Annotated in this window: 10 protein-coding genes; 1 reads left to right on the forward strand and 9 read right to left on the reverse strand. The window is 55.5% G+C overall.

All coding sequences use genetic code 11. The features are described from left to right. Positions 1-64: 64 nt before the first annotated feature. Positions 65-1,489: a hypothetical protein gene (locus NNL21_RS01945; RefSeq protein WP_204815771.1), complete on the forward strand. Its 1,425-nt coding sequence runs from the start codon at positions 65-67 to the stop codon at positions 1,487-1,489. Between the two features lie 212 nt (positions 1,490-1,701). Here the strand turns inward: NNL21_RS01945 and NNL21_RS01950 are convergent, their stop codons facing one another. The 9 genes from NNL21_RS01950 to NNL21_RS01990 all read right to left on the reverse strand — a co-directional run bounded on the left by NNL21_RS01950 (position 1,702) and on the right by NNL21_RS01990 (position 19,722). Next, positions 1,702-3,291 (reverse strand): right-handed parallel beta-helix repeat-containing protein, encoded by a 1,590-nt coding sequence (locus tag NNL21_RS01950; RefSeq protein ID WP_204815772.1) that lies wholly within the window; start codon positions 3,289-3,291, stop codon positions 1,702-1,704. Between the two features lie 121 nt (positions 3,292-3,412). After that, positions 3,413-8,113, reverse strand: a complete 4,701-nt coding sequence (locus NNL21_RS01955) for a sugar-binding protein (protein WP_204815773.1) — start codon at positions 8,111-8,113, stop codon at positions 3,413-3,415. Positions 8,114-8,202: 89 nt separating this feature from the next. After that, positions 8,203-11,025 carry a fibronectin type III domain-containing protein gene (locus NNL21_RS01960; RefSeq protein ID WP_204815774.1) on the reverse strand — a complete coding sequence of 941 codons (2,823 nt, stop codon included), beginning with the start codon at positions 11,023-11,025 and terminating at the stop codon, positions 8,203-8,205. Then, the gene (locus NNL21_RS01965; protein ID WP_204815775.1) at positions 10,988-11,971 is read right to left on the reverse strand and encodes a carbohydrate ABC transporter permease; all 984 of its coding nucleotides are present in this window, start codon (positions 11,969-11,971) and stop codon (positions 10,988-10,990) included. The genes NNL21_RS01960 and NNL21_RS01965 overlap by 38 nt, the downstream gene beginning before the upstream one ends. Further along, positions 11,971-12,879 carry a carbohydrate ABC transporter permease gene (locus NNL21_RS01970; protein ID WP_256555008.1) on the reverse strand — a complete coding sequence of 303 codons (909 nt, stop codon included), beginning with the start codon at positions 12,877-12,879 and terminating at the stop codon, positions 11,971-11,973. Before NNL21_RS01970 ends, NNL21_RS01965 begins: the two co-directional genes overlap by 1 nt. Further along, entirely contained in the window at positions 12,876-15,098 is a 2,223-nt protein-coding gene (locus NNL21_RS01975; RefSeq protein WP_204815776.1) for a DUF5696 domain-containing protein, read from the reverse strand. The genes NNL21_RS01970 and NNL21_RS01975 overlap by 4 nt, the downstream gene beginning before the upstream one ends. Then, positions 15,091-17,214, reverse strand: coding sequence for a YIP1 family protein (locus NNL21_RS01980; RefSeq protein WP_204815777.1), 2,124 nt, complete (start codon positions 17,212-17,214; stop codon positions 15,091-15,093). Before NNL21_RS01980 ends, NNL21_RS01975 begins: the two co-directional genes overlap by 8 nt. Positions 17,215-17,341: 127 nt before the next feature. Continuing rightward, positions 17,342-18,751, reverse strand: coding sequence for an ABC transporter substrate-binding protein (locus tag NNL21_RS01985; RefSeq protein WP_204815778.1), 1,410 nt, complete (start codon positions 18,749-18,751; stop codon positions 17,342-17,344). Positions 18,752-18,864: 113 nt separating this feature from the next. Then, the gene (locus NNL21_RS01990) at positions 18,865-19,722 is read right to left on the reverse strand and encodes a carbohydrate ABC transporter permease (protein WP_256555009.1); all 858 of its coding nucleotides are present in this window, start codon (positions 19,720-19,722) and stop codon (positions 18,865-18,867) included. Between the last annotated feature and the right edge of the window lie 2 nt (positions 19,723-19,724).

The raw sequence follows: 19,724 nt of genomic DNA on the forward strand, positions 1-19,724 counted from the left end.
TTACTTTAAACGTGTACGTGAAGAAAAACAAGAAGCATTTCATCTCAATGGAGGAGGCTTAGTAATGAGAAGAAGTTGGAAAATGGCGCTTGGCGTAAGTTTGTGTACGGGGGTGCTGTTAGCGGGATCGCAGGGCTTAACCTCAACATCGGCCGATGGCACGCTGATCAGCAACAACATTCGCAGTCAACAGACGGATCTGAATTTACTGTGGGAAGTACAGGCAAGCAGCACGAACAAAATGACGACTTCGAGTTCTGCAGAAGCGGCACTGTTTCCGATGGTTGGGCAGGTTGCCTATGTGCCGAAGAGTTCAGCGACAGGCCGCAGCCCTCTCTATCGTCTGTATAACGGCTCGAGCGATCACATGGTTTCATTGACGGCCGGCGAAGGCGGTTATACGACTGAGGCCACGATTGGATACCCTTGGAACGCTGCAACGAAGCCAGCGGGAACGACGGCTATGTTCCGCGGACTCAACTCCTCTGGCGACCACGCACTGATGTCCGATCATCAGCAGTACTCGGGCTATTCCGTCGAAGGCTTGGGCAATGCTTATTCGTACCCCCGGTTTGGCAGCCAAGTTCCGTTGTTGACGCTGACCGGTTCCGCAATGACAGTGAAGTCCAATCTTGCAGCAGGCGGCGTGATCTGGGAGCTGTGGTGGAATGGCAAGCAGATGATCGACAACTATGATTACGGACGTGAAATCCAAGCTTCGATGAGCTTCCAAGACTCCAATGCCCTTCCGACCGAAGGCGGCGATTTCGTCTCGAATTCCAATAAGAATTATATGCATGGCTCGCCGATCGCATCATCCGGCAATACCATCACGACGACCTCCAAGAAACAAAGCACGCGTGCCGTCCCTTTAGAGTGGAACTATACGTCGTTTAATGGCGGATTGGCCGATGTCCCGGTCATCTACAAAGACTGGAAGCTAGGTAAAGACATAACCCTTGACGATCAGGGCATGGATCTTGGCACCGGGTTTAATAATTTACGTGCACAGATCATGCGCTACGATACCGTTCTGGATATTCCACAGACGTTATACGGATCTAATATTGAGATTCCTACCGCTTATCTGAGCAATGATCTCCGGCGCGGCTTCACGTTCGACGCTACTCAATCTGATATTAATGCAGGTTTATCGGAGAAGACCGTCAGCGATTATACGCAGCTGGATTCCCAGACCTACCATTTGCAATACAGCGTTGATGCCGGAGGCGTAATCTATGCAACCGATAATTTGCAGTATGCCCTTGGCATCTACGGCTCTCAGCCGAGTATAGGCGGGTCGGCCACATACTTCACGTTATGGAAATTCGGCAGCTTTAGCAGCCCGTTCGTCACCAAATGGTCTGCCGGCAATGGATGGTCCACGTTTAATGCAGGCGAAAACCGTTTCACGACGTATGTCATTGCAGGTACGCTGGACGATGTCCGCACTGCGATGAGACGTATGTATATGATGGGCTACCGTTAAGACCGGTCTGCATTCACCGTCTAACAAAGGAGAAAGCGGGGCGCTATTCCGATGGAATAGTCCCCGCTTTTCGGCTGTTATCCATTCATTCGAGACTTCAGCGGTGACGACGAGCATCGCCATGACATCGGATGCTGCAGTCTATGGCGAGTATGCTGTAGGCACGGTTTCAAATCGCTTCTTCCTTCATCCGGGGATGGACCTCAGCAATTTTAGCTTAAATTGTTGGCGACCACCTTGTGGGACCCGCCAGCGTCGTTTATGGCAGGGAGCGGACAGGAACTGGTATCATTCCCCGTTATGAGGTAGTAATCGATCGCTGGGTTAGTAATGCTGATGCCCCGGCCTACACCGCTGACATTCGAAGTAGAGATGACGTTGCCCGTGACGGAGTAGCCGCACTTGGCCGGGCCCGAGCCGTCGATCAGAATCCCCGTATTTTTGAATTGGACGATATGATTGCCTTCGATCGTAACTTTGCTCAATCCCTGATTGGCGATAATGCTGATCCCGTTGTCGTTGGCGCCGGAAATCTCGTTATTGCTGATGATATGGCCGCCCGAAGCGCCGGAGGTCGGGGCGATTCGTATGCCGGTGCCCCCGCCGATGATGTTGTTGCCGGCGATTTTCACACTGCTCGCGTTGGCAATGTCAATGTGCTTCTGAGGGTTGGTAAGGAAGTCATTGTTGTTGATCTCGATATGCGACCCGCCGGTTAGACGGATCACGCTGTCTTTGCCGTCATGATTGGCAAACGTGTTCCGGGAGAAAATGATTCGCCCGCCGGCGGAAACGACGAACGGCGAAGGTGAACCGACCCAGGAGTTGTCGATGCGGACGAAGGTCGCGTTCGTATCGCATTCGAAGGCTGCGACCGTCGCCGTTTCCAGATCGCAGTCCAGCAGCGAGACCCAGAATATCGAGGTGCAATCGGTAATCTGCACGCAGCGGGAGAAGCCGTTGTTATTGGCGATAATGAGCCGGTAAGCAGAAATGCTGTCGCACATGCCGGTTACCTTAAGGCCGGTTCCGCGCGCGGTGTCGTTGCCGTTCATGCCGATACGCCCGCCGTAGAACGAAACGTCGGCCGCCTTGCGGGCGTGGATGCAGATGTCGCAGCCCGCGATATTCGTATTGACGAACGTAAAGCCCAATCCCTTATGCGGCGTATCGTCGGACCCCAGCTGGATGCCCGTGCCGAAGCCTTCTACATACAAGTCCCGGGAGGACGAATAGTAAGCGCTGTAGTACAAAATACCGGTCCCCGTAACTGCGCCGCCATTCGTGAAGCCCGCGCGTTTGACCGCCAGCCGGTCCAGTACGGCTGCAGAGATGAAGCCGGTTCCGCTCCCTACCTGGATCGCAATAGAGGCCGATGAGACAATCCACGTTCCGTAGGTCGGAAAATCCCAATTCGAGCTTGCTTCCCCCACCAGCCCCCCATTGCTCGGGATGTACAATGTCGCTGTCGTTTTGTACCGCCCGCTTGGGAGATAGACCATCCTGCAGCTGTCGAGCGCGCTTTGGATGGCGGCTGTGTCATCGGTTACACCATCCCCGACAGCACCGTAATCTTTGGCATTGCAGCAGCAGCCATGCGTCTCTTCAGCAGCGTCTGCGCTCCGAGCGGGGAACGGCCACTCGCCCGACTTGAGCGCCATCAGCCCCGCTCCGGCAATGGCCGCTGCGCCCGCGGTTTTCAGCAGCTGCCTGCGGCTTATTCCTTTTTCCTGAACAGGCGCCGTTTCGTTGTCGGAGATCGCCGCCTGCAAGTCTTGCTCGCGTTCTTTTTGCTCATCCACCGTTAATCACTTCCTTCCTCAGATTAGTCGCCTTCACGCCATGTTCATGTTAGACCCGAAAACCGGCTGGCGGCAGTCTTTACAGGTACCGCCAGCCTTGAGCGCCTTTATTGATTGCAATTCAGTTACGCTTGGCCGGGTGTACGAGCAGCTTCTCTGTCGCGCTCATCGCGCCGTTGCCGGATATCGTCGCCGTTATCCGCGAATTTCCGGGCTTCAATGCGCGCATCAGCCCCGTGCCGGACTCTACCGTTGCCACTTTCGTTTTCTCGCTGCTGAAGACGATCCCTTCCGTTATTCGGCTGTCGACGCCGTCATTGTAATGGCCGATTACGATCGCATAGGCCGTCTTGCCTACTTGCAAGGGGGACGGCAGCTTCAAGCTGATGCTTTCCAGAATTGGCTCGATGACGATCCGGAATTGTCCGGTTATGCCGGGATTGCTCTCCGATGCGACCGTAATGACCGCTTCGCCCCGTTTGATGCCCTTCACCATACCGGTACGGGCATCGACCTTTGCTACGTTCGCATCGCTGCTTCGAAACGTCAGATCGCCGGGCGCCGGTTTCACGGAGCCGTCGGTGTAGACCGCCTGCACGTTGGCATCGGCGCTCGCACCGACCGCAAGCTTGGCCGGCAGTGCGATGTCAAGCCTTTCCATGCCGTTGAACGTCATATCTGCCCATAGCGCCTGATTGTCGCCGTCGCCGACCCACATCACTTGCCCCCACTTCGTATGGCCGTCTTGATCATCGTTATCCGTGGCGAGCAGCGACATGCCGATGACGGCGCCCCCCTTCGGCGTAAACGGATACACGTTCAACACGCGCCAAGGAATCGCCGCTTCGAGCACATAACCGCTGTCCATGGCCTTAGCCGAGACTTCACCGTCGTCGAAAGCATACTCGCGGACGCCGTCGTCATGCCCTTCCCGGATGAAGATTCTCGGATCCTCGGCACCCTGCTCGCCGCCGGGCGTGAACATGATCGCATAGTCGCCGTCACGGTAACCGCTGCCGGTTTTGTTGCGGTCGATGTCCAGGAATAGCATGGTTGCATCCGATAAATACATTTGCGCGCCGGTATTCGTGAAATGGATAACGTTATCCGACCGCTGCTCCAGCAAATACAGATACTCGTCGTCCCATTTGATTTTATAGCGGCTCGTCAAGTCGGCGGCGTCCGCGATCGCGCCCCATACTTTGCCATATTTCATGACCATCGGCGAATCGGGGGCAATCGTCAACTCGTCGGCGTCGTCCCATTCGCCGGCGGCCGCTTGCCCGTCGATCGTAATGGCGGGCGACGCCTGCTGCGCCCGATACGAAGGAGTCCCGTTCCTGACGCTGATCGGCAGCGCGTGAACCGTCTCCTCCGCACCGGCCGTCGCCTTCAGTTTCAGGCTGTATTCCCCGGCGGGCGTATCATCCGCCGCCGCCAGCGTAACCGCGACGACTTTCGATTGCGAGGAACCGAGCGCGAATTGCGAAGGCGCAGCCGTCACGTCCAGCGGCACCGTCCGCTCGCCGGACAGACTCGCTTTCGAAAGCAGGGCGCCATGCCCGTCTTCCGGGAAACTGTCGGCGATTTTAACATACAGCTCGCGATTGCCGGAGACATAGTCGCCAATGTCATAGACACGTTCCTTGCGGTTTCCCAAGTCGGTTACCGGTTGAAGCTCCCGATCCGCGACCGTCCAATCGGACGCGACGAGCGCCCACTGCGGATCGTCCGGCTGAATGGTCAAGCCGCTTGCGAATGCGACTTCGAATTGATTGCCGATATCGAGGGACAGCCTCGGATCATTGATCCCTTCCGGCAAGACGAATTTATAGATGGCATACCGGTCTCCGTCGGTATAGCGGAAGTTACCCGCGTTGACGCCAGACAGATGGTCCTTGACCAAATAAGGCGATTCGTCCGCGGTACCCGGAACGAAGGAGAGCAGCTGCTGCGGTTGGCTAATCGGCAGAGCTTCCAGGTTCACCTGCTGCGTCTGCCCGCTCCGGTTCGTCACGAGCACGTTCATCTGCGCAGGCCGTTCGCCGGTCAGATCCGCCCGGTCCGGTTGATGCGACAAGCCGAGCGGCGGCACCTGCTGCATATAGCGGACATAGATGCCGAACAGCGCGCCTCCCCATCCGTCGCCGGGCGAAGCGTCCCCGATGCGGACATAGAGCGTTCCGTCGGCGGCTTCATGCCCCTCCGTATCTACCGCGTATTTATCCCGGTTGCCCATGTTGTGCTCATCGTGTCCCGTCATCGCCTGAGCGTTCAGAGTCTCTTCCCAGGCAACCCCGTCCGGCGACAGCTCGACCGTGAAGTTGTTGGCCAGTTCCAGCATCAGCTCGCCTTGCGGAAATTCGTTCATGTTCAATCTGTAGACCATCTTGCTCGTGCCGTCGGCGAAGCGGAATTCGTTCGTTGAACCGACCTCACCGACGAAGGCGACCTTGTAGGGAGCATCCTCGTTGCCATTGTTCGTGCGGATGACGAATTCGCCGAGCTGCTCTTGCGGCGTATCGGGGACTGCCTGCGTCGACCAATCGACGCGCACCGTTACGCCCTTCGACTGATGCTCGAACTGCACGAGCAGCGTACGACTGGCGTTCTCCCACTCGGCGCGAACGGCTGCCGGTTTCCCCTCGGCGTCGGTTGCCGTCACTTGCTGCGGATACCGGCTCACCGAACCCAATCTCACGGCCGCTTGCGCATCCTTCGGCCCTGCCACCGTCAGCACGGTCTCGTCAGCCGTCTCCCGTTTGTCCGTTATTTCTCCATTGGCGAAATAAACTCTGGGTGCCGCGGACGTATCGATGTCGGCAAAATCGTACAACAAAGCGCTGGAGCCGGCCAGAATCGTCTTGTCGGCGACGACGCCGAGCCTCGGATCCCACAAATCGATATAGCGGCCTGGAATGACGGCCAGCTGCTCCATAGATTGCACCGCAACGATCGGACCGCGGTAAGCCGTCATCGTATTCGACTCGGCATAGGCGACTCCCGCTTGGCCGAGCGCATACTTGGTCAAACCGCGCAGTAATCGGGCCGCCTTGTCACTGGAGGAGAAGTAACCCGGCGACGCGCCGAAATAGATAACCTGTCCCTGTCCGGCCGCTTGCCGGAAGGAAACGGTATGCCCGTCATGCGTATACAACGGCTCCGCGTTGCCGGGCAGTACGTAAGAAGTGAGCGCGTACCGCTTCGGGACGCTCGCCGCCCCACCCCCGTCGATCGCCAGTGCGGCCGCGGTCGGCTGAAGCGTAGCTTCACGCTGCGCGACGGCCTCCGCAATCGGATTCGAGATCGCAAGCCCGAGCTTGTTCCACAAATCCTGCTGCGGGCTTCCGATGCCGGAGTCGTCCCACCATTCGCTTACGTTCTGGAAATTGTTCTCGCCGCCCAAATAGAGCAGCACGCCGCCCTGTTTCACCCAGTCGGCGATCGCTTGATTGTACGACGCTTTCAGCGGCTTCCACGAATCGTAGCTCATGACGAGCACCTTCGTATCGGCCAGCGCCGCTGCCGACACCCGTTCGACGGGGAGCACCCGGACCGGGACGCCCTTCGCGACGAGCGGCGCCGTCGGGCCGTACATAGCCTCGGAAGCCGCGGTCGGCCCAGCGCCGCGCTGATACGTCATCGTATCGGAGATCAAGAAGGTGACGCCGGGCGAACCGGCTTCCATCCGGTACGGCTGCCCGTGAATCGCTTTGGACGCTTCGAATATGTTCATCTGAACCGTCTTATAAGCCATCGGTGCCGGCACGAACGCGCGGGACGGCCATGGCATGATTTCGAACTTCTCGATTTTCGGCTGCAGGAATTGCGCGGAGATTGTCTGCTTATAGTACGACTCGACCTGATCCCAGTTGTTCGCCAAATTCGGGTCGTCCGCTTTCGGATCGGCCAGCGCGTACAACGATTTGCCATCCCCGGGGGTCTGCAGCTCGCTCAGCGACGAATATTCCAGATAAGCCGAATCGAATACGCGTTCTTGCTGTGCGCCTTCGAACGGGATCGGATAACGGGCCGTATCCGACCAGGCCTGGCCGATGAAACCGTCGATGCCAGGCAAGTCGTAGTAGGCCATGTTCGCGGCAACGATGCCGTAGCTGTTGTAATTGATCGTGCTATGCGAAGCAACCCATACTTCGATGCCGGGCTTGTAGGCCTTCAGCTCCGACGAGAGATAATCGAGCGAACGGGTATACAAATACGATTTCAGCTTCTCGCTCTTGTATCTCGCCTGATCGGACGAGGCGGGATCTTCCCACGGTTCCCCGTAGTAGGTCTGCCATTCACTTTTGAAAGCGCCTTCGTAACCGGCTTCGGTCCAATATTCCGGCTCTTCGAAGACGATCGCATGCGCGCCCTCGTCGACCGTTCGTTTCGCGATGTCGAGCACGTAATTGTTCCACCCTTGCGTCGGCGTCACGTAACCGGTGCGAGGATCGACATGGCGGAACGAACTTCCGTCCTTACGCGTTTGCACCACTTCCGGATGCGGCTCGCCGCTCAGCGTTCCAAGCTCGTAGATGCCTTCCCAATCGTGGCTGATCGAGATCATCGCATCCACACGATAGCCTCTGTCCCGCCAGGAACGGATAAGATCAGCCAAGCCTTCGGCTTTGGTCGCATACACCATGACGGCGTCCGACTTTACATCGTATTGATCGGCGTAGCCCGACTGGGTTTGAAATGTCGTGCGGATCACGGACGGCGCGCCCGTCCCACTCCCTGCATCGTCGGCCAGGGCGGCCGGGGTAAGCAGCGACACAAGCAGCATTACCGCCGACAGGCCAGAAATCCATTTTTTCATCCTTTGATAAACCTCCTATAATTCGGAATGGCGCATGATTCATCGCGACGCTAACCGCTTGTCGGATCGATTTACGCCGCGACGGTCGTTCACTGCACGACAACGTCATCGAACGAAGCGCTGGAGCTGCCCGTTCCCGTCTTGGCTGCGCCTCCGTTCAGTCCGGGCACGCCCGAACGGCCGCTGCGCATCCACGAATACGGCCATGTCGCCGGTTCCGTCGCACCGTCGGCCCATACTTTGCCGTATAGCGTCCCGCCGTCGGCCTTCAGCTTAAACCAGTACCAGACGCCGCTGGACCAGGTGAACGGATAAGAAGGTCCCCAGGCGACGCCGTCATCGAGAAATTGCACGGTGGAATGATTATTGTGAAAGACCAGATTGTAACCGCCGCCGTCTTTCATGTCATTGAACAGGCTGACGCCCGCACGGGCAAAGTCGCCGCCCGTCCAAGCGTCCACCCGAACTTTGGCCGTAATCGTTAAGGGGGAAGAAGGGAAATCGAATCCCGTCCTCCCGATCAGCATTTTCTTGGGATCGCCTTCCAACAGTGACGTTTGAGTGAGCGTGCCGCCGGTCTCGCTCCAGCTGCCGCCGAACGCGAACCAGGAAGGCCCGCGCTGGGCATCGGCGAACGCATCACTGAACAAGCTGCCGCTGCCGACCGTCTTCACGCTCCATCCATTCGACAAGCCCGACACGTTCCCGGCGGCATCCGAGGTCTTCACGGCGAAATAATAATCCGTTCCCGGACTAAGCCCCGATACGGTGAAGCTCTGACTGTTGCCCCCGACAGCCGGTGCAGGTTCGCCGACCGCTTGCATCGCCGAAGCCCAGTTCGCGCTTGTGATCGGCGAGTTCGAATAGCGGATGTCGTACGCCGCGGCCGTTCCGGCGTTGCCGTCATTGCCCGGCGCCGTCCAGGTCAGGGCGACCGTTCCAGACGTTACCGAAGAAGAACGCAAATCCGTTACGGACGTAGGCGCGATCGTATCCGTAAACGACGTTTGTATATACATGTCGTCCGCCCGGAACGTGACATGGTCGGTACGCAAATAAAATTCATAGCGCAGCTTGGTCGCCGTCGCCAGAAGCGGCACCGATCCGCCGTAGGACGCCCAGCTCGTTCCCGTGGCGATCGGCAAAATATCCGTCTGCACAATCGTTCCGGCCGCATTCATCTGACGAATCACCAGATCGACCGATCCTGCGCTGCCCTCCGACAAGAACTTCCCGCCGAACTGCGCCGTCCCCGCCGTTCCGCCGGGTATCGTTACATCTTGATAGATGCTGTTCGTTCCCGAGCACACACCGCCGCAATTGGTCGCCAGGTATGGCGTGCCGTCCGGCGAATTGTTGGGCAGCCGGTATGCAACCCAATTCGTGTTCGGCCCCAGCCTGTTCCAATTGTCGGTATTCGCCTTCCATAGGTTGGCGTTCAACAGCAAATTGCTCGATTTCTCCAACCGGTACCAGTACAGCCCGTCATAGTTCGGATCGGACGATCGCCGGCCATAGGCCAAATAGATGAAGCCGTCCGTCGGATCCTTAACCAGTCCGGCGTACTGGACGTTACAAGGCGGGATGGCGCCTCCGCTCTCCGCCGATTTGCTCGAATAGATGATCGGATTGCCCTGCGGATACTGCGACCAGGTCGTATTCGTCAGCGACGTGCTGCGGTAGAGACCGTAATCCCAGTTTTGGCCCGCCGTGCAGCCCAGATTGATATCGGAGGATTCGACCAGATGGTAGTAATAGCTCCCTTCGCGAATCATGCTGCCCGCGCCTGCGCCAATCGAGCCCCCGCTGTTCCAGCTCTCGCGCCAGCCTTGCGAATCGTTGCGGTCGTGAACGGCATCCGCCGGAACGCCCTGCGTGGGATTGCCGGCGATCCAGGTTTGGAAGTCCGACGACTTCGCGATGCCTCGGTAACCACGAACGCCGTCATAGCCGTGGAAGCCGATCCAGTAATGCGTCCCGTCATAGTCGAAAATATTGAATGTGCCTTCGTCGAATACTCTGCCGGATCCGCCCGCCAGGCTGGAACAGTCGTCAGAGGAGACATTGCAAATTTGATTCCAGATTTCGCCTGGCGTAATGACAGGATTGCCGCCGGCCGGGGCGATCGTGAACGGTCCCATCGGATCGGCGCCGTCCCGCGACAGCATGCAACCCTGCCACGGACCGCTGCCACCGAGGCATTGGAATAGGTAATGCCATTTGTTCTCGGCCGCGTTGTACCAGGCGTCCCCGTCCGTGGCGAAGCAGGAATAGGGTGTTCCGGGCACATGCGGAATGATCGTCGTCGGTGCGGACCAGGTGACGCCCTTATCTGTTGACCTGCGTACCTGTGTCTCCAGGGCCGTCCCGCCGGAGCATGCCGAATCGGTTACGTATTTGCGGTTGAACAGATACCAGGTCCCGTCGCTCATCATCTTGACCTGCGTGCCGTCGAAATAGCTCGGGAACCCCGTGCTCGCAAAGGTATCCTTGCGGAGATAAACCCACTCCGCGTTTCCGTTCCAGTATTCATCCAGCGTGCCGGGGACGCCGTCCGCGGCCTCGGCGCGCTGCAGGGCGGTCAAGCCCGCCGACATGGCCAGCATGTAGGCGCAAGCAAACAGCAATACCGTCGCAATCGTCTTTCGGAAGAACGTCTTGTTCATATCAACCTCTCCCTTATTCGGTTTCCCTTGCGCGGTCGGTCCAGGCGGCCGCAGCGCACGGATTGCTTCTTTCCCCCGAATCGCGATTTCTCGCCATTCGGCGGCGGACGTATGCCTTGCTTGCCGGTATCCGTCCGCGCTCCATCCTGTTACGAACTCCCCCCTTTCGTCGCTTGCCTGATCGCCCCCGACTTGCCAAGGTGCGTTTCTATTCAACCAGACCCGTACGGTCGATACTTTCGACAAACCACCTTTGCGCAATCATGTATACCAAGAGAGGCGGTGCAATAATCATGAACGCCCCTGCCATCTTCGTACCTTCGGTGATCGGATTCTGCGCCGAAATCTTCGCCCCGCTCATATCAGGTCCGAGCAGGACCGCCTCCAAATTATTCAGACGTATGGACAACGGCGTGAAGCTGCTGTTCAGAAACATCGAAGGCTCGTAATACATGTTCCAGTACCAGATGAACGAGAACAGAAAGACGACAAGCGCAGCCGGCCGCGCGAGGGGCAGCATGATCCGTGTGAATAGATAAAACCCCGAAGCTCCGTCCACCTTGGCGGCTTCCTCCAACGCTTTGGGAAGCGTGGAGAAGAACTGGCGAAAGATAATGATGAATAAGGCGCTTCGCAGCCCTTGGCCGAATAAGGCTGGAATAAGGAAAACGAGCGGCGTGTTCAGCCATCCCAGCTCGCCATAGATCGTGTATAACGGGATGATGATAATTTGAGGCGGTACCATGAACGACAAGATAATCAGGAAGAAAGCCAGGTTCCTTCCGAAGAAACGCAGCCGTGCCAGTGCATATCCGGTAATGGCACAGATGCCGACCTGGAAGATGGAGCAGCATAACGCGATGATCAGTGTGTTGCGGAAGGCCTCCGGATACTGCAGGCCGTACCATGCTTTCCGCAGATTGGACCAATCGATGCTTCTTGGAATCCACTTGATCGTCGGATCGAGCAGGTCACTGAGCGGCTTGACCATGGTCGTTACCATATACAGCAGCGGCTGCAAATACAGATACGCAATAAACGACAGCATCATGCATATGATGGCCTTGGCCATCAAGCCATCGTTGAGATATTGGCCGATGACCATACGCTTCACCTTCTGCGCTTTACGTCCGATCCAAACCTTACGAATTCTAGCCTTTGCTGCCGTCCAATGCTGAACGAATACGGCCATTACACTCGCCTCCTTCGGCGTGCAGCCTTGCGCAGCAGCAGGAAGACTACGCTTAATAAAATAAATATGATGGCAAAATAGATCCACGCCAGCGCGCTCGCATAGCCGTAACCCGTATCCGGCTTAAACATGTTGTTCTTAATCTCCTCAAGCACCGGATTGAGCGGGAACGTGAACAGATCCACAATGGTATAGATCGCATTCAGCCCGATAAAAGGTACGGCACCGGGCAGCGTTATTTTCCAGAAGCTCTCCCAAGGGGTCGCGCCATCGATACGTACGGCTTCATATACGGATTTGGATATCGTCTGAAAGCCGGCAATGAAGATCAGAATCTGCACGCCCGAATACCACAAGATGATAACAACCTTGCCCAGTATTCCCAGGATCGGCTCGGCAAACCTCGGGCCAAAATACTCCATTACCAGTGGTTTCACGTTGTATTGGTCGATGAACGGCAGCTCCCCCGCTCCTTGGCTGAACAGCTCTGTCAGCACCTGACCCGTGGCGAAGATCACCGGCAGGAAGAAAATTGCCCGGAACAGAAATCGGCCGGGAAAGCTTTGATTGAGCAGAAGCGATACGAATAGAGCAAAAATAATAATAATGGGGATCATGAGAATAACTTCCTGCAAATAGGTCAGCAGCTTAACCGGATAAACATGATCCAGCAGTATCGCATCGCGGAAATTACCCAGTCCCCGCCATGTATAGTCAAATCCATTCGGGGTCAGCTTCACTTTATTCAAGGTGAGGTATAAGGACCATCCAAGTGGAATCGCCATAAATACAAGAAAGCCTACTGCCCACGGCGCCATAAACAAGTAGCCCAGACCCTGCTCGCGCAATACCTCCAGCCACCGCTGCCGTCGCCTGCGCCTATGCTCCTCGATCCGTTCGGAACTCAATGAACGCTCCCTCCTCTCACCTTGAATGTCCCGCTGGCGTAATCGACTTCGACCTCGGTACCGTCCGCGTAAGTAGTTACATACACATCCTTGCTGATACGGCGGTGATCAATCATCTCCTGATTCAGAACCGGCGCCAGCTGCGCGAACATGGCCATCTCTTCTTGCACCCGCTTCTCCCACACCGCGAACTCGCTGCTGTACACACCCCATGTCGGCGTATTCTTCAATAATCTGGGCGCTTCATAGGTCAGGAGGAAGGAGGGGATCGCACCATATTCAATCGCCTTGAGAAGCTCTTCCTCGAACAGATCCCTCATATTCCCTGGTGGTCCGCTGTAGGTCACATAGCCATGCACCGCCATCGGCAAGAAAGGCACCGTCTCATCCATAATGAAATCATGGCTCGAGCTCATTGGCATATTCACGATATGATCCACACCGGAGAGCGCATAAGCATTCGTCCGGCGTGCCGACACATTGACGCCCTCGCTCTTCAGATGATTAAAGATACCCGCGTATAAATACGCGGTATCTTCGCGTTCAAGCGGCTGATCGTTGTTGTAATCGCGAAATACCCGGCGTCCCATCTGATCGAAGTAGATGCCGTCCACGCCCAGCCTGCTCATAGCTGTCCACCAAGCATCGGCTTGACGTACGCCTTTCACCGGATTCAGGACGAACTCGCCCATATTGCTGTAATACACGGTACCGTCTATGCTCCGAATGCCCTCTGCACGTGCCAACGCGCCCGTCCGGGAGTTGATCATGCTTACAAGATCCGCTTCCAGGCGGAAAGCCGTAACCCCCATCTCCTTGAAGGCTTCAGATAGCTTACTTAGCCCCGAGGAGCCTCCCAGTTCAGACGCTACAGTGAAGGCAGTATCCGCTTGATAATCTCCTTTAGCCTGCCATCCCGAATAAGTCACTCGAAGATCAGCAGCACCGGCTTCTATGAAACGCTTGGCAATATCCGAAGCTTGTGAGAACGTCGTTACAGGGATGAATGAAGTCCCGAATGCGGTCTTGCGTGCATTACCGCCTAGCAATGTCAGCTCGAGCGGCATGTTCTTCGCAGGAGCAAGCGGCTCACGAAGCTGCTGGGTCTCCAGCAGATACGTACGGTATGCTTGTGCCATGCCGACGTAACCCGCGGATTTGCCGCTAAGCAGCCGATATTCGACGACGCGGTCCCTCTCAATCCGCTCCTTCTGAATCATAGAAACCGGAGCGGATAGTCGACTCATCCGCTGTCCATATTCTTGGCGGTAAATAAATTCAACGTTAGCCGAATGGAAGGTCGATACTTCGCCCGAAGGCATTGCCTTAATGTTTGCGGTCATTTCACCCTTGTCAATAATTGCAGCATAAGCCTGCTCGCCGTCCTTCAATCCGAATACCGGATAACTGATCAATTCACGCTGCGATTCACTAGTGATCCGATTAGCCGTTTCGAACCCATAGATCGGCTGTGAATATCGCTTGCCTTCGGTAACGGTTCGTTCTTTGTTGAAATAGATCAGCCCGCCGGGACCATCCGGTACGAACAGGTACCCCTCCTTCGAGGTGACGGGTGCCGCCCCGAAGTAAGGAAGCAGATTGAGGGTTAATAATTTCCGATCCCCGGATTCGACAATGCCATCGCTGGGAATTCGGACGACCAAGCCATGCTCATTGAGTGCATACTGGATTGCAATGCTCAACCCCAGCTTCGTGAACCGGTAGGTAGCCTGCACCATACCCTCTTCCACGTGATAGTCGACTTCCAAATTCTTATTCATCGTATTGGCGATTTCCCGCTGGGTCTTCCCATCCTTGGAATACTCGAACGTGAAGGTCGATTTCAAGTTGGTCAGCAGCAGACCCTTCACCGTCTCCCCTGCCAAATCCGCTTCCCGCGGGTTGCTTCGCCAGCGCAATCCAGTCGCCAGTTCCTCCACTGCGATCTGACTCGTCTTCGGGTGCAGCCAGAGTCGGAATTGCTGATTCTCCAGAACCAATCGGTAGCCTTCTTGATCTGATCGTGCCTGCTTGGGCAGCCCGCCGCCTTCCGTCCAAGCAGGCAGTAAAACAGGCTTCGCAAGCTCAAGACCGAGGGAATCCAAGCTTGGAAGCCTCTTCTGCGGGAGAAGGAATAGAAGCATAGCGGATACGACGACGACAACAGCAGCAAGCAGCAGCCATCTAGACCGATTCGTATGCGGCAGCCATTTAACCATACAGCTTCACCTCCCGGAATAACTGGCCGAAGAAATCGAAGAGATTATAGCCAAGACCGGCCATAATCGTGACGAACAGCCAAATCAAGAGGATGGTGACGATGCTGATCATCATATTCCGTGCCGTTTCCATAAATTCAAAATTATGAATGACCTGCGTCATAACGAAGAACATCAGGATGACCCAATACCAGACGATTTGTACACCCGCATCGTAGATGACGCGTTCTTCCAGAACGAGAATATGCGAGATCGCGGTGAGCAGCGGCATCCAAACCATATATGGCACCATCGCATAGATGCTCGTCTGCAGCACCTCGTGGAATCGTCCTTCACCATCCTTAATGGTACTGATCAAGTAATTGGCTATGACCCATGTTATCCAAGGAATGATGAAAACACCCAATGTCCACACGAGACTGATTTGACTGCGGTCAACCGGTTTAAATACGAATCCAACCCCGTATGTAGAAGCCAGATGCACGCCGACGGTCAGGATAACGAACATCGCCAGCACCGCAAACGAAATCTTGCGGTCCTTCAGCCTGTAGAATCCCTCATAGGGATGGAACAGCAAGTACCAGGCTGCGCTGATCTCCGAGCCATAACGAGCTAGCCTCGGCGGCCATTCGCGCGACGCAATCCATCTCTTCAACAACCGGATGCCACGCAGAAGCAGCCATAAGCCAATCACCAACGTACCCAATACATAGACGAAATTGTGCTGTATCCACAGGAGACGTATATTCCAGTATGCGCTAGAGAACCCCTTGGCGTCGTATGCGATCCGGTAATAATCCAGCGCACCCTTATAGTCCTCTTCACGATTCAACGAATGTCCGAGACCACGGTAAGCCATGGACATATTGTCGTTCTGACTGATTAATTCCTGCCAGTATGGCTTACTCGCGGTATAATTGCCGTCCAGATCATGCTTGACTGCCTGCAGAGCCGTCTGCCCGAATGCGGTAGGTCGAAAAACTTCAATTAAATTCAAATGGGAATCGGCGATCCACACATCACTGCTGCTGTTTACGATAATGCTGGTGGGCTGGCTCAATACACCGAATTGCAGTGTTGTCGACTGACGGTCTCCAAAAGTAAATAACGGCATCCCCATCGCAGAGTAAATCGTCGTCTTGCCCGTATCAAAATCCAAGGTGTACAGCATGCCGTTACGATCTGTCGCCACATCGGTAACCAGCCATGCATTGGCCAGCGGTGGACCTCCCAGCATATTGACTCCGCTGGCATTCAACCGTTTCACCTGACCAGCATATTGCTCTTGCGTAGTCGTGTAGATGAAGCCTTCCGAGTCCATCGCGATGTTGCGCACTTCAGGTGGGCGCTTCGCCACTTCCTTCTCGAGCTGTTCCTTGGTCAGCCATGTGCTCTTCAGTCGGTCAAGCACGGTTAGCGGTGTTTTGTTCGCCCCGAAGAAGCCGGTAAATTCCCCTTCGGCATCCATTCGGAATATGCCCTGATAAGAGCCTTTCACAACGACATACATCACCCCGCGCGCATCCACCACGATCTTACTCGGTACGAAGAAATACTCTTTCGAATCGGGGAGCAATGGCGACTCCGGCCGCACATATTCGCGTAAATATGCACCATCTGCACCAAATACGGCTATTCGGCTGTTCCCTGTATCGGCCACATAGATTTGATCGGACGGGTCAACGAATACACCTTCCGGCTCCTTCAGCTTACCTGGGCCATCCTCCGTCCCGATAACCGAAAGGACGGTACCTTGCCGATCCAGGACGACGATTCGGCTGTTACCCGTATCCGCTACAAACACCCGGTCATCCCTGGTGATGTACAAATCGCTGGGTCCCGAGAAGGCCGGCCCCAGATCACTGGCGCCCGTGATATACGTATGTGGCACATAAATAGGCTGTACATAGATCCATTCGCTGCTGTTATATTCGTAATACTCCGTATCGTACGGCATCATGGCCAAGACCGGCGTCGATACCGTCACGCCTGCCACGATCCACATGCACAACATCACCGTAAGGCGGATTAGCCATCGCCTCGATCGCTGCCGGCTCATCTTCTGCAGCCAACTGCGATCCTCGTGCTGATTCCAGGAATGGCGGGCTCTGACCATCGTTTGTAGGCTCCTCCCTTCAGTGGATAGATACGAGAACGTATCGTATTGAACGTGCTCCTACAGATAGCCGGCAAAGGGAATGTCAGCACATGCCATCCATTCCCCCTGCCGGGCTGAATACGAGCTACTTCATAACGCCTATACTCTTCCAATACTCGGCAGCCCGTTTGTTGTAATCCTCAATAGCGGGCACAATAGCGCTTATATCCTTGTTCTCATTGAACATCGCCGCTATCGCCGGATCGACCGTCCCATAATAAGTGGAACCGTCGAACAATGCCGGCCCAATCCCCGTACAACAAGATGAGGTGCTGATGGTCAGCGCTTCGTAATTCTGGCCCTCATACTTACTTTGAAGCAGCTTATCCAGTTCATCGTTCTTGACCATGGACGGAAATCCGATATTCTCGATCCTCCACTTGTTGGCCTCGTATTCGAATTGGAACCGAATGAACAACCAAGCCGCATCCTTATTCTTCGATGCGCTTAGCATGGCGAGCGGAGACGTGTTGCGAATGCCTGGCTGTGAGACGGTCCCCCGCGGTGCAGGCAGAATATCCCATTCAAAGTCAACCATATCATCCAGCTGCTTGAGCGGTTGTGCGATGCTGAACAGCGCTTTGCCTGCGTGGAAATCCGCCATGTCGGCATAACCGGATTTCGTGAAGGTTTCAACGTCCATCATGACTTTATCCACGGTAAACAGATCCTTTAACCACTTCAAATCGGCCAATACTTCAGGCGTGTTTAGCATGCTCTGGGTATAATCCTCGTTCATGAAATCCCGGGCTCCGGCATGACCGTTCGCAACCGGCAGCAGATTCGCGAACGCCGATTTGAATACACCGTTATAAGATACGCCGTATTCGCCCGCACTGGGGTCGGTTGCTTTCTTCGCCATATCGCGGAAATCCTCATAGGTCCAATCATTCGGCGGCATTTCCATGCCGTGCTTCTCCATCAAGTCCTTGTTGATCACGATCGGCCACGGATCATCCGTCCATGGAATGGCATAGATCTTGCCGTTCATCTCCCAAGATTCCAGGAACCCGTCTTGGATGCCGAGCGTAGGCAGAATGGCGTCATTCTCCATATAAGGCTTCAAATCCTCCAGATTGCCGCCGTCCATCCATTTGGAAATCGTCTGCGGCCATACGATGTCAGGCGGTTCACCGGAGGACTGAAGCGCCGCCAGCTTGGACAGACCCTCGACGTCACCGCCGCCGGAGCCGAATGCCTTCACCGTAATCCACGGATATTTCTTCGTAAACTCTTCATACAAGGTGGTGAAGAAATCGAGGTCCCCGCCCCAGTTCATGACGGTTAGCGTAACCGGATCGTGCTTCTCCTCTACAACCGGCTCCGGTTCATCAGGCTCGGTCGTCTCTTCCGGTTCATTCGTCGTCGTCTGCTCCTTGTTATCCGGAGCTGCTCCTGAATTACTCGGTGTATTATTGCCGCTGCAAGCTGCGAGAAAAACGCTTAGAAGCATCGAAATACAGAGCAGGAGCACGATTCTTTTGTTAAAAGCCATGTTTATTCCCCCAATCGATAGGTTTGAATTACGAGTACCGGTTGAAGCAGATTATGGATTCTTAGCTCCTTGCTTGAACACCACCTCCTCTATGAGAAACTCGCTTTCATCGGTTATTTGACACCGGAATGGAGCATGGTCTGCATCACCCTTTTCTGGAAGACGAGGAAGATAATCAGGTTCGGCAGGAACATCAGCAAGGATGCGGCAGCCATCAGCCCTTGGCCGGCGACGTTATTTTGCGCTCCGCTAACGAGCGTCTGCACATAATAAGCGATATTCTTCAGCGCCTCATCCTGGACATATAGCGTCGAAGCTTCTACGTCACCCCACACCCCTTGAAAGGTGAGAATCGCTATTGTTGCAACCGCCGGCGCAGCAAGCGGCATGACAATCCGGTTGAATATGGCGACCTCCGATGCCCCGTCCAGCTTCGCAGCCTCGATGAGATCATTCGGAATTTGTCCGATAAACGCCATCATTAGGAACACCGCAACCGGTGAGGCTAGAAACGGCAGGATATGAGCGAAATACGTATCATTGATACCCAGCCCGCTGATGATCAGGTACCTTGGAATCGATACGGTTTCTGCTGCGAACATGAGTGATATGTAGATGAGGCCCATGATCAGACCCTTCAACCCGAATCGCAGCTTCGCAATCGCATAACCGGCCATCGAGCTGACCGTAATGACACAGAAGATCGTGATCACGGCAATGATGATGCTGTTGAACAGATAGCGGGTAAACGGAACCACATCGCCCGAAGTCGCAAAGAACAGCTTCTCGAAGTTTACGATCGTAGGCTCCTGCACCAGAATACGGGGTGGAAACAGGAACATTTCGTCAAGCGGCTTGAAGGCATGGTTGAAAATATACACGATTGGAATGAGCATGAATAAGGCGAGTCCCGTCAATCCGGCGATCAGCAGGACGCTCGATAGCGACAACCTTCTCATTCTGCGCCGCATGA

It is taken from the genome of Paenibacillus mendelii, assembly GCF_024498075.1.
Lineage (GTDB): Bacteria > Bacillota > Bacilli > Paenibacillales > Paenibacillaceae > Paenibacillus_Z > Paenibacillus_Z mendelii.